General features: G+C 67.2%; 9 protein-coding genes. 4 read left to right on the forward strand and 5 right to left on the reverse strand.

Annotation, left to right across the window (positions count from 1 at the left end; genetic code table 11):
• Positions 1-62: 62 nt before the first annotated feature.
• From BJQ94_RS12290 to msrA, 5 genes are all read right to left on the reverse strand, one after another.
• Positions 63-1,682 (reverse strand): ABC transporter substrate-binding protein, encoded by a 1,620-nt coding sequence (locus tag BJQ94_RS12290; RefSeq protein ID WP_265400467.1) that lies wholly within the window; start codon positions 1,680-1,682, stop codon positions 63-65.
• 202 nt (positions 1,683-1,884) lie between these two features.
• Positions 1,885-2,970 (reverse strand): LacI family DNA-binding transcriptional regulator, encoded by a 1,086-nt coding sequence (locus BJQ94_RS12295; protein WP_265400468.1) that lies wholly within the window; start codon positions 2,968-2,970, stop codon positions 1,885-1,887.
• A 169-nt stretch (positions 2,971-3,139) separates the two neighbouring features.
• Positions 3,140-4,618, reverse strand: coding sequence for a DUF2252 domain-containing protein (locus BJQ94_RS12300; RefSeq protein WP_265400469.1), 1,479 nt, complete (start codon positions 4,616-4,618; stop codon positions 3,140-3,142).
• A 136-nt stretch (positions 4,619-4,754) separates the two neighbouring features.
• Complete coding sequence (locus BJQ94_RS12305; protein WP_345893442.1) at positions 4,755-6,845, reverse strand: glucose PTS transporter subunit IIA; 2,091 nt, start codon at positions 6,843-6,845, stop codon at positions 4,755-4,757.
• 275 nt (positions 6,846-7,120) lie between these two features.
• Complete coding sequence (msrA, locus tag BJQ94_RS12310) at positions 7,121-7,639, reverse strand: peptide-methionine (S)-S-oxide reductase MsrA (RefSeq protein ID WP_265400471.1); 519 nt, start codon at positions 7,637-7,639, stop codon at positions 7,121-7,123.
• A 340-nt stretch (positions 7,640-7,979) separates the two neighbouring features.
• Between msrA and BJQ94_RS12315 the strand changes: the two genes are divergently transcribed.
• The 4 genes from BJQ94_RS12315 to BJQ94_RS12330 are packed head-to-tail and all read left to right on the forward strand — an operon-like array spanning position 7,980 to position 12,331.
• Positions 7,980-8,801, forward strand: coding sequence for a glycosyltransferase family 2 protein (locus BJQ94_RS12315; RefSeq protein WP_265400472.1), 822 nt, complete (start codon positions 7,980-7,982; stop codon positions 8,799-8,801).
• A gap of 22 nt (positions 8,802-8,823) precedes the next feature.
• Positions 8,824-10,107 (forward strand): glycosyltransferase family 2 protein, encoded by a 1,284-nt coding sequence (locus BJQ94_RS12320; protein WP_265400473.1) that lies wholly within the window; start codon positions 8,824-8,826, stop codon positions 10,105-10,107.
• Positions 10,104-11,399 (forward strand): hypothetical protein, encoded by a 1,296-nt coding sequence (locus BJQ94_RS12325; RefSeq protein WP_265400474.1) that lies wholly within the window; start codon positions 10,104-10,106, stop codon positions 11,397-11,399. Before BJQ94_RS12320 ends, BJQ94_RS12325 begins: the two co-directional genes overlap by 4 nt.
• Complete coding sequence (locus tag BJQ94_RS12330; RefSeq protein WP_265400475.1) at positions 11,399-12,331, forward strand: alpha-1,2-fucosyltransferase; 933 nt, start codon at positions 11,399-11,401, stop codon at positions 12,329-12,331. The genes BJQ94_RS12325 and BJQ94_RS12330 overlap by 1 nt, the downstream gene beginning before the upstream one ends.
• Positions 12,332-12,398: the final 67 nt, after the last annotated feature.

A 12,398-nucleotide genomic window follows, 5' to 3' on the forward strand; every position in this document is an offset into this window, starting at 1 on the left:
TCAGGCCGGTGGGATCCAGGCCTGGAGTGAGGCTCTCGGCGCCGCGCGGCGCCGCCGTGGTGCTAGTCATCGTTGACCTTCTTCAGATGGGTGAGAACAAGAAGCGGAGTGGACTCGTAGGTCTTCGGGGAGGCGTACGGGTCGTCCGCGCTGGGCCAGCCGGTGAACTTCGCGTCGCTGAACAGGCCCCAGGATCCGCCGTAGTAGAGGCTGATCGATGGGATCTGGTCGTAGACGACCTCCTGCAGCTGGTTGGCCAGGTCGGCCTGCACCGCGGGGTCGAGTGCAACCTTGTATTCGGCCAGGATCTCGTCGACGGCCGGGTCACTGAACCGTTCGAAGTTGTTGCTGGCCTCTTCGCCGACCGGCTTGACCCACTCGCTGGAGAGCAGGTTGTTGAAGTCGCGGAAGGTGTTGCCGGTGCCGCCCGTGGCGCCCATGGCGAAGTCGTACTCGCCGTTGCGGAGTGCCAGGGTGTAGGCGGCGGGCTGCGGCGACTCCACCTTGACGTCGACGCCGATGGCGCCCCACTGCTTCTGCACCTCCTGCACGCCCTTGAGCCAGTCGTTGTACCCGGCGGCCGTGGTGATGGTGAGGCTGAGCTGGGCACCGGATGCGTCGACCAGCTTGCCGCCCTGTTGGGTGTAGCCGGCGGCGGCGAAGTACTCCAGCGCCTTCGCGGTGTCCTGGGTGATCAGGCCGGAGTCCGGGATATCGGGGTTGAGCACATCCGCCTGGTTGGGCAGCAGGATGTTCGTCTGGCCGGCCGGGTCCATGTAGCCCTCGGCGGCGGCATCGCCGACCATGCCCCGGTCCAGTGCCGTGGACAGGCCCAGGCGCACATTCACGTCGTTGAACGGCGCCTTGGTGAGGTTGGGGAACAGCGCGATGGTGCCGCCCGGCGGGAACCAGTAGGTGTTCTGGTTGCCGGCATCCACCCAGGCGCCCTCGACATCGCTGATGAACGAGTACGCCCAGTCGTAGCCCTTGGTGGCCACGTCGAGCTGGGTGTTGGTGGCCGGCAGGATGAGGTGCTCGGCGGCGACGGTGTCGGCCTGCCAGTAGTCCTGGTTCTTGTCGACCGTGTACTGCTGCGGGGCGAAGTTGCCCAGCGTGTACGGGCCGGTGCCGACCGGGTCGGGGTTCCGCCAGGTGGTCGGGTCCTTCACGTCGGCCCAGATGTGCTCCGGCACGATCAGGGTGGTGGAGGCGATCAGCTGGGCGGCGGGCACGTCCGCTGTGGTGAGGTGCACCGTCACGGTGTCGGCGCCCACCTCGAAGGTGTCGATGTAGCTCCAGATGCCCTGCAGATCGAGAGACGGGTTGTCCTTGAGCAGCTGGAAGGTGAAGCCCACGTCCTTGGCGGTGAAGTCCTCGCCGTCGGACCAGGTGACCCCATCGCGGATGGCGAACACGATGGTGGACGGGTCGGGCTGCGTGTACCCGGTGGAGAGCCACGGGTGTTCTTCGCCGGTGAGGTTGTCGAGCACGATGAGCGGCTCGTACATGTAGAACGCCGCGACCCGCTTGTTGATCATGTACGGGTTGAAGTTCTTCTCGAACAGCGGTGAGCCGTTGTCGGCGGCGACGAGCATGGTGTCGTCGGGGATGGACGGGTCAGGCGCGCTCTGGATCTGGATGCTGCAGGCGGCCAGCGTCGAGGCGGCGACAGCCAGCGCCACCGCGGCAATCGTTCGGCGGAGAGGCCCCGATCGGGGCCGAGATCGAGTGGGTTGCATCATTACTACCGGGTTTCCTCAGTCATCGTTGAGCTGATCGCGCCAGGGGGTCGAGCGGGGAGGCGCGTGATCTGACTTCGATTGTATGCGCATACATTCGAGGAATGCAAGCATCGGCGCGGTTTCGGTGGCCGGTCCGCGACGCTCAGACGCGGGGGCAGCTCTCCCGCAGCACGACCTCAACGGGCAGGGTGAACGCCTGTGGAGCGAGAGTGGGATCGTCGAGCCTGGCGGTGATGGCGTGCACGGCGGCCCGGCCCAGTTCCACCATCGGCTGGTGCACGGTGGTCAGCCGCGGCCGGGAGTGCCGGCCGGCCGTGATGCCGTCGAAGCCCGTGACCAGCACATCTTCCGGCACCCGGATGCCGCGCTGCTCGAGCACGTCGAGCACGCCGAGGGCGGTCTCGTCATTGGAGCAGAGGATGCCACGGGGCTGCCGGTCGGCCAGGATACGGGCGGCCAGCGCCCGGCCGCCGTCGCGGGTGAAGTCGCTGCGCACGATACGCACGCTGCTCTCCCCCACCCCGGAGTCGGCGAGGGCGTCGCGGAACCCGGCGAGCCGTTCGGCGTCGTCAGGGGAATCGGTGGGGCCGGCGATGTAGACCACGTCGTGCACGCCGTGGTCCTGCAGCATGTAATTGGCCAGGGTGCGCATGCCGGGGCCATTGCTGGCGCTCACGTGGTCGAAGTCGTCGGCGCGCTGGGCGCCGGCCAGGATCACCACGGGGATGCGGCGGGCCACGTAGGCGAGGAGCTCATCCGGAACCGTGCGGGCGAGCACAGCCAGGCCGTCGACCCGGCCCGCGATGTCGGTGACGAGGGCCTCCCGGCTCGATCCGCGCCCTGCGGCGACCATGAGCGCGAAACCGCGGCGCCAGGCCTCGATCTCGGCGCCGCGCAGCACCTCGTCGAAGTAGAGGTTGTCGGTCTCCGGCGACCGGTCGGAGTCGTCGTCGACGATGGGCACGGTGTCTCCGCGCGCGGAGTCGACGGGCTGGTCCGGCACGGTCTCGTCGTGGCCGGGGAAGAACAGGCCGATCACGTTCGTGCGCCGGGCGGCGAGACCCCGGGCCGCAGCACTGGGCACGTAACCGAGCTCCGTGACGGCGGCGAGCACACGCTCCCTGGTGTTCTCCCGCACCGCGGCGGGCGAGCGCAGCACGCGGGAGACCGTGGCGATCGAGACACCGGAGCGCTCGGCGACGTCGTAGACCGTGGGCGCTTTCGCCACGTTGTCGCCTCCCTCGCCTCTGGATCGCCGCGAGCTGCCGCGGGGCCTCCGCCGCTGCGGGGGTGTCCTGCCATCGTACGGCTGGAACTGGTCCCGTTCCGGACAAGTGCGCCCGGCACACCGGGCGCACTTGTCCGCGCGGGGAACAGTTGGGAGGGGCGCGTGCGGGCTAGACGCCCTCGCGGGCGGCGAGCCGCCCGCTCCGCACGGCCTCGAGGAACTCCTGGTAGTCCTTGTCGTTCTGGTCGGCGTAGCGCTCGGAGAAGTCGACCACCGCCCGGTCGAACTTGTCGCCCTTGCCGAGGTAGGCCGCGATCGCGACAGGGTCGCCCGAGCGGGCGTGCGCACGGGCCAGGGTCCAGCCGCAGGCGTGAGCGTAGAACGTCATACCCATCGGCACCATCGCTTCCACGATCGCAGAGCCCTTCATGTCGCGCAGCTGCCGCCAGTACAGGTAGCGGTTGTCTTGCACCCCCTTGGTCCAGCCCAGGAAGATGTCGCTGGCGGCCTGCATCATCCGCTGCCCCTGCACGACGCGCTCGCCGGGTTGTTCATACACGCTCTTCGGCAGGTGGTCTTCGAGAACGGATGCGGTGGCCTCCTTCACCTGCAGGAAGAGCGGGTCCTGCTCGTCTCGGCCCTGCAGCAGGGCGATGAACGCCCGGTTGCCGACGCTGCCGACGCCCACCACCTTGTGGGCGACGTCCACCACCGTGAAGCGTTCGAGGAGCTGGCGCCGGTCGTCCTGCAGAGTCTGGCGATACGACTGCAACTGCTCGCCGACGGCCTTCTGGGTTTCCTCCGAGGTCAGTCCGAAGGACGCGGCGAGCTCCCGGACCGGGATGACGATGGGCGGCTGGCTGATGATCCGGTATTTGCCGTCGACGAGTTCGGCGAGCTTGGCCAGCGCATGCATACTGTCGTGGGACCTCGCCTTCGCGGCGTTCTTGAGAGTGCGCTTCTCGATGCTCTTCGAGGCCTTTCTCGCCGCCTTGCCCTTCTGAGTGGCCTTGGCCATCTCCAGCGCCGCGATCATTTCCTGCTCCGACATCCGGGCGTACCAGATGTCCATGGTGCGCATCGCGGCGAACTGGGCCATGCCCTCCCGGTACGACCGCACGACCTCGCTGGTGACGCCCGTCACATCCGCGGCGCTGAAGGCGTTGTTGCGGGCCGCGATCGTGAAGCTCGCCGCCAGCCGCAAGACGTCGTACTCGAACGGGCCGGGAAGGGTCTCGTCGAAGTCGTTGAGGTCGAAGAGCAGGTTGCGTTCCGGAGAGGCGAAGACGCCGAAGTTGGACAGGTGGGCGTCGCCGCAGAGCTGCACGATGAGTCCGGCGCGAGGTGTGTGCGCGAGGTCGGCGGCCATGATCTTGGCGGCGCCGCGATAGAACGTGAACGGTGACGCCATCATGCGGCCGTGCCGCACCGGCACCAGGTCGGGCACCCGGGTGAGGTTCTGGTCCTCTAGCAGCCCCACGGGATCGGCCCGGTCAGCAGCCGGCTTCCAGCCGCGGTGGCTCGACACCGGGGTGTGCTGCCTGGCAGCCTTGCCCGTTGCGGCGCGCTCGGCGACGCTCGGATGCCCCGGGCCGTTCGACGATGCTGGACTGGACTGGGGCGCTGGACTGCTCGCATTCTCGGACATGCGCCCACGATCACCCGGGCCACCAGCCCTGTCAATGCCGCAGCGCCCGCCGGCACAGGGTGCATACCGCGCACAAACACCTCAGGGCGGGCAGAGAATCCTCTGCCCACCCTGTGGTGTCGTGCTGTGCTGCGTGTTACTTGGCGGTCACCGTGAGGAGCGCGTCTCCGACGGCGACGTGGCCGGTGGCGGCTTGGTCGATGGAGCCGAACTTCTTCGGGTTGGTCACGAGCACCGGGGTGACCAGCGAGTAGCCGGCCTCTTCGATGATCGCGCGGTCGAAGGTCACCAGCGGGGTACCCGCCTCGACCCTGTCGCCGGCCTTGACCTTGACGTCAAAGCCCTTGCCGGCCAGGTTCACGGTGTCGATGCCCACGTGAATGAGCATTTCGATGCCGCCGTCCAGCATCAGGCCGAAGGCGTGGCCGGTCGGCTGAGCGACCAGGACCTTGCCGGCGGCCGGTGCGAAGACGGTGTCACCGGTCGGGTCGACGCCAACACCGAGTCCGACGATGCCCTTGCTGAACACGGGGTCCGGCACCTCATCGAGCGGAACGACGATGCCGGCGACCGGAGAACCGATCGTGGCGAGGACGGTGGCGACCAGTGTCGCCGTGCCGCCGCCGGCAGGTGCCGTGGCGGTAGCGGTGCTGGCGACAACCGGTGCCGCGACGGGAGTGACGGGAGCGTGCTTGGCGTCCTCCATGGCGGTGTCGGCGGCGAGCTGAGCGGCCGCTTCGGCCTTCTGCTCGGGCGACAGGTAGCCGGAGAGGATCACGAGGATCATCGCGGTGAAGAAGGATGCGGCAACGGCGATCGCGTACAGCGGGATGTTGTTGAACGCGGGGATGGTGAGCAGCGAGGTGAACACGAACGCGTTGGTCGTGACGCCACCGCCGAGACCGATGATGACACCACCGACGAGGCAGCCGACGAGCATACGCGGGTAGATGCGCTTGTAGCGCAGGTGGATGCCGTAGAGAGACGGTTCGGAGATACCACCGAGGAGTCCCGCGGCGAGAGCACCCGATGCGGTCTGCTTCATTGCGCTGTTCTTGGCGCGGATGGCGAGGAACAGCACGCCGGCGGTCGCACCGAAGCAGGCGAAGTTCCAGGCGCCCATCGGGCCCTGGATGAAGTCATAGCCGAGGGACTGGATGTTGAGCAGCATCACGGCGTTCAGCGGCCAGTGCAGGCCCAGCGGAACCATGAACGGGTAGGCCAGCGGGATGACGATCGCGAAGATCAGCGGTGAGAAGTCGTTGATGGACTTGAGGAACTCGCCGATGGCCGCTCCGCCGAAGACGCCGATCGGGCCGATGAGGAAGGCCGTGACGGGGATCATGACGAGCATGCTCAGGAACGGCACGAAGATCAGCTGGACGCTGGCCGGGATGACCTTCTTCAGGCCCTTGGTGAGCAGGCCGAGAGCGGCCGCCATCAGCAGCGGCGGGAAGACCTGCGAGCTGTAGTCGGTGACGGTCAGCGGCAGGCCGAAGATCGACACAATGGCAGCCTTGCCGTCGAAGACGGTCTGGGCGCCGTCGGAGGCGGCCAGGGCGGAGAAGCCCGGCAGCATGACGACGGCCATGATGCCGAAACCGACCCACGGGTCGGCGCCGAGGCGCTTGGAGGCGTTGTAGGCGACCATGAGCGGCAGGAAGACGAACACGCCCTGCCACATCAGGTTGATGAAGGCCCAGCCGGGTTCGAGAGTGACGCCCGGTGCGTTCCAGGCGGGGATGACACCGAGGGTGGCCATCAGGGCCATGAAGGTGATGAAGAGCGAGGCGCCCAGCAGCGCGCCCAGGATCGGGCGGAAGGAGTCGGAGAGGACCTCGAAGAAGGTGTCGAGCCCGGCGAACTTTCCGCGGGGGCCCTTGGCACGTTCGGCGGCCTTGATGTCGTCGGCGCTTTTCTCGCCGCTGCCGATGTTCTTCATCGACGGGAGCGCGAGGATCTCATTGTACACGGTTTCGACAGCGCCACCGATGACGACCTGGTAGCGGTCGCCGCTCTGCGGTACGGCGCCCAGGACGACCGGAATGGCCTCGACAACAGCCTGGTCGATCACAGATGCGTCCTTGAGCGTGAAGCGCAGGCGGGTCGCACAGTGAGTGAGGTGGACGACGTTTCCGGCCCCTCCAATGCTTTGGATAATGTCTCCAGCGGGTGTTGACGCCACCTGGGTCTCCTTTTGGTGTAAATGCCAAGCGTGTGTTGCCACTTGGAACAACTCAACGCGAACCAGGATGGTCGGCTGAGAATCGCCTGTTAGGTTCTACAGACCGGTTGTAATTTACACCGTCGGTGCAGGGTCATTGGTCCCGTCCGGTGGAGCGAAGCAGTATGCGAGCTGGTCAGAGCGTAAAAAAATGAGGGAACCCTCAGTTTTTCGCCGTCGCGGTCGTCGGCGCGTTGACCGGACACAACCCGGCGACCGGAGACAACAAAAAATGAGGACCTCCGTCACCAGAGGTCCTCATTTGGTGCCCGAGATCGTTAGCCGGCGACCTGTTCACGGCGCGGCAGCACCCAGCCCGGGCGCACGAAGTGGCAGGTGTAGCCGTTCGGGTAGTTCTGCAGGTAGTCCTGGTGCTCGGGCTCGGCCAACCAGAAGCCACCCAGCGGCTCGACCTCGGTCACGACCGGGCCCGGCCAGATGCCGGATGCGTCGACATCGGCGATGGTGTCCCTGGCGACGCGCTCCTGCTCGGCGTCGGCGAAGAAGATCGCCGAACGGTAGCTGCGACCGCGGTCATTGCCCTGGCGGTCCCTGGTCGACGGATCGTGGATCTGGAAGAAGAACTCCAGAAGTTCGCGAAAGCTGGTGCGCTCGGGGTCGAAGGTGATCTCGATCGCCTCGGCGTGGTCGCCGTGGTTCCGATAGGTCGCGTTCGGGGTGTCGCCGCCGGTATAGCCCACCCGGGTGGAGATGACTCCGTCGCGCTTCCGCACGAGTTCCTCGACGCCCCAGAAGCAGCCGCCTGCCAGTGTCGCCTTCTCAGTTGTTCCGCTCATCGTGAGGCCTCCTCGTTCATGAACCGACCGCGGTGTCTTCCATGGTCGTCCGCTTGTGTCTAACGCCGGGATACGTCGGCCTGTTCCAACGCTACTACCACGCACAGTCCGCTCACAGATTGACCCGAACGGGGGACCTTGTGAAGGTGACAAACGCTGGACATACTACAAAAAAAGTGAGAATTTCTTCTCGCTTCCTCACCCGGCCCCTCATCCCACCCCATTCCCCCCTCAACCAGCTCGAGGGGGAGGTTCGTGCCCTAGAGCCGCACGGTTACCCCTATCGCCGTCGTGCTTGCCGCCCTACACACAGAGTTGCACCCACCCGAATGGAGCACACGTGCGTATCTTCTCCGCGCCCCGATCATCGTCCCCGTCGTCCTTTTTCGATTCCCGTCCCCGCACCCCGCGCATCAGCATCGTCATTCCTACTCGCAATGAAGCCCGCAACCTTGAAGTGATCCTGACAACCCTGCCCCCGGTTCACGAGGTGATCATTGTCGACGGCCACTCGGTGGACGGCACCTTGGACACCGCGCATCGCGTGCTGCCGAGCGCCATCACACTGACGCAGACCCGCCGGGGGAAGGGCAACGCCCTCTCCTGCGGTTTTGAGCGAGCGACCGGCGACATCATCGTCATGTTCGACGCCGACGGGTCCGCGGACGCGCGGGAGATCCCCCGTTTTGTGGACTCGCTGACAGCGGGAGCGGATTTCGCGAAGGGCAGCCGGTTTCGAGCCGGTGGCGGGAGTGAGGACATCACGCGTCTGCGCACAGCGGGCAACGCCGTGCTGAGCGGCATCGCGAATATTCTCCTGCGCGCTCGCTTCACCGATCTCTGTTATGGCTACAACGCCTTCTGGCGGGACATCCTGCCGATCCTGGACCTGCCGGCGGCGGGTGAGCCTGCACCGCACCTCATGAACTGGGGTGACGGTTTCGAGATTGAAACCCTGCTGAACTGCCGGGTCGCGAGAGCGGGCATCGTGGTGGAGGAAGTGCCGAGCATCGAACTGAACCGAATCCACGGAGTCAGCAATCTCAACGCGGTCAGCGACGGCCTGAGAGTGTTGCGGACGATCCTGGTGGAGACGCGCCGACGGTACCAGCCGCCAGCGGTGATCGCCGAGGTTGAGCCCGGGTCAGCGCTGGCCGCCTGACACCCCGACGACACCGACACCCATGGGCACCGTGCCGAACTCACTCGTGTCCGCGACGACCAGCCGTATCGAGGCTGTCGTCGCCGACTATGAAACGACCACTCCTGACGCATCCGCCAGCGCCATAATCGACGCGGCTGCGAACGCTCCCCGCGCGTGGATGCTTGTGCGGCGAGATGACGAACCGCTGGGCATTCTTGACTGTGCGATCCCGGCAGGCGGTATCACCGCGCACTGGCTCCGGAACGCCGTCGTCGAGCGCTTCGGCAGCTCCGCATTCCCGCCGGACCCCGCCCGCCGCACGTTTTCCGCCGGGCGGGACGCTGCGTTGCCGTCCGCACCGGACATCACCGTCGTCGTCTGCACCAGGAACCGCCCCGATGACCTGGTGCGCTGTCTCGAATCCCTGATCCGGATGACGTGTCCGAACTTCCGCATCCTGGTCGTCGACAACGCACCGGGCGACGACCGCACCCTGCACGCGGTGGCCGCAATCAGCTCACCTACAGTTCCCATCGACTATGTGGTCGCCCCCGTTCCCGGACTGTCGAACGCCCGCAACGTCGCGATGGCACGGGTGACGACCCCGCTGGTGGCCTGGCTCGACGACGACGAAGTCGCCGACGAGCACTGGCTCGCCGAGATCGTGCGCGCGTTCGCCGACAGGCCGGGAGCCGCAGCCGTCTCCGGCCTCGTCGTGCCGGCCGAGCTTCGTACCCGCGCGCAGCTTCTGTTCGAGAGTTTCGGCGGGCACAGCAAGGGCCGCGGCGTGACTCCCGCCGTGTTCTCGCCCCAGGCTGATGCGCAGAGCCCGCTCTTCCCGCTGCCACCGTTCGGGGTCGGTGCCAACATGGCGTTCCGCACAGAGCACCTGCTGGCGCTCGGGGACTTCGACGCCGCGCTCGGCGCCGGCAGTCTGACGTTCGGCGGCGAGGACACCGAGATGTTCACCCGCCTGCTGCTCAGCGGCCGTGAGAGCACGTATCACCCAGCGGCCATCACGCGCCACTACCACCGGCCGGACCTGCCCTCGCTCGAGCGCCAGATGTATGGCTACGGGGTCGGGCTCACCGCGTTCTACGCGAGCCTTCTCGTGCGTCAGCCTCGCCTCTTCGGTGCGCTGCTGCGACTCGCGCCGGCGGCGCTCCGCACGGTGATGCGCGGCGACAGTTCGCGCAACGCGGGAATCCCAGACGATTTCCCGCGCTCCTTCCTCCGTCGCAACCTCGTCGGAATGCTCAGGGGTCCGGTGGAGTACGCACGGGCGCGTCGGGTCGTGCGCCGAGGGACACCGTGTCCCAGGTGACGGCGGGCCGAAAGTCGTTGGCCTCGCTGCGTGCCGGCGCGCGGGCGCACACCGACCTGTTGAGCAACTCCAGCCTCGTCGTGCTCACGACGGCAGCCAACGCCGCGCTCGGCTTCGTCTTCTGGATCGTCGCGGCCCGGTTCCTCACGGCTGATGTGGTCGGCATTGCCGCAGCAGCGATCTCGGCGACCACGCTCATCGGCACGATCGGCATGTTCGGGATGGGCACCCTCCTCATCTCCTCGGTCGGAACGGTGTCGCGAGCGCTGGCCGGGCGCTTCATCGTCGCGGGCATCGCGATTGCCGGCATCGCCTCCTTCCTGGGCGGGCTTGGCTATGTGAGCCTGACCCCCGTGCTCTTCCCAGCGGTCGCGCAGAGCTCGCTTCTCGCGAACTCGCTCATCGTGGTCGTGACAGTGCTCACCGCGATCGGCCTCGTTCTGGACGAGACCATCATCGGTCTGCTGTCGAGCGGGATCCAGCTCCTGCGCAACCTGGTCTTCGCCGCGGTCAAGCTCGCCTTGCTCGTCGTGCTCGCGCTCCTGGCCGGCTCCGCCCAGCCGGCCGTGCTCCTGGGCGCGTGGGCGATCGGGCTCGCGGTGTCACTGGTCGTGGCGGCCGCCCGGCTGCGATCGCTCGGTGTGCGGCTACTTGTCGCGCCTCGCCTGCCGAGCGCACGGATGGGCGGCGCAACCCTCGACCACAATCTCCTCAATATCGCGCTCCTGGTGCCGACGGCCGGGCTCCCGCTCCTTGTCGCCGCAGGGTCAACGGCCGCCGGCACGGGCGCCTTCTACATCGCCTTCGCGATCGTGGGGCTCCTGAATGCGATTCCGAGTGCCTTCACGCTGTCGCTGTTCGCGGCCGGGGCGCGTGAGCCGGAGGCACTCGGCGCGAAGCTTCGCGTGAGCCTCGCGGCCTGCCTCGCGGTCGGCGTTCCGATGGCCGTCCTCATCGTCCTGCTCCGTGAGCCGGTGCTGCACCTCTTCGGGCCGTCCTATGCGGCCATGGCAGCCCCGGCCCTCGCCCTTCTCGCGGCGGCCTATCTGCCCCGTTTGGTGCCGTATCACTTCATCGCGATCGGACGGGTCGGCGGACGCATCCGTCGCACAGCCTGCATCGCCGCGATCGCGACGGTTGCGGAGCTCTGCGCCGCGTGGGCCGGGCTCAGGGTGGGCGGCCTCACCGGCCTCGCACTCTCTGTGCTGGTCGTCGTGACCCTCGAAGCGCTGGTGTTCCTGCCCACCGTCCTGGCCGCGGTGCGCAGCCGTCCCGCTCGGACGGTGATCTGATGGCGCGGCGTGTCGAACAGGATGCCGTCACGCTGTACCTGATCGAGCGGCTCGGCAATCAGCTCTTCCAGTACGGAGCCGGCCTCGCTCAGGCCCGCCGTCTCGGCGTTCCCCTGTCGCTGAACCTGGCCTACTACCGGCACAAGCGGCCGATCCGGAAGAACTACGCGAAGACCTTCGAACTCGACGCGTTCGACCATGGCGCGACCATCCCCGAGGACCCCCGCTTTCACCAGCATCCGGTGCTCGCTCTGCCTGCGGTTCCCACCGCACGGCTGTGGCACAACGCCATCTCGCCGCGGCTGCCGAGCTTCACTCCCCCGGTCTTCATGGAGCAGTCCCTCGACTACGACTGCCGAATCGACAGTGTCGAAGCCGGAACCACACTGATTGGTTTCTTCCAGTCGCTGCGGTACATCGACGCTGTCCTGCCCGAACTGCGGATGCGCATCCCGCGGCTCACCGCCCCGTCGCCCTGGTACGTCGAGACCACCGAACGCCTGGCCGCGGAACAGGGCGCGATCCTGCTCAACGTGCGACGTTCGGACTACATGTTGGCCCAGAACCGGGCGATCCAAGGCGTTGTCGGGCGAGGGTATTACGCCAATTCCCTTCGGATGGCCCGTCGGCTGGGGTACGACGGGCCGGTCTACGTGGTCAGCGACTCCATCGACGTGGCCATGGCGGAGCTCGACGGGCTCGACGACCTCATCCCGCTCGCCCCGCCGCCGGGCACGAAGCCGCTGGAGATCCTGCTCGCCGTCTCCCAGACCGACGCCCTGGTGATGGCCAACAGCACCTTCAGCTGGTGGGCCGGCGTGCTCGGCTCGCAGGAGAACCGTCTGGTCATCGCACCCCGGCCCTGGATGACCGCCGAACGCGACACCCACGATTTGTTCCCCACGGATTGGATGACCCTTGGTCGCAGTTGAGGCAACACGTCCTTCGTCCGCCGCTCCGCTCACACGCGGGAGCACCGACCACCCGCTGTCGGCCCCC

It is taken from the genome of Cryobacterium sp. SO2, assembly GCF_026151165.2.
Taxonomy (GTDB): domain Bacteria; phylum Actinomycetota; class Actinomycetes; order Actinomycetales; family Microbacteriaceae; genus Cryobacterium.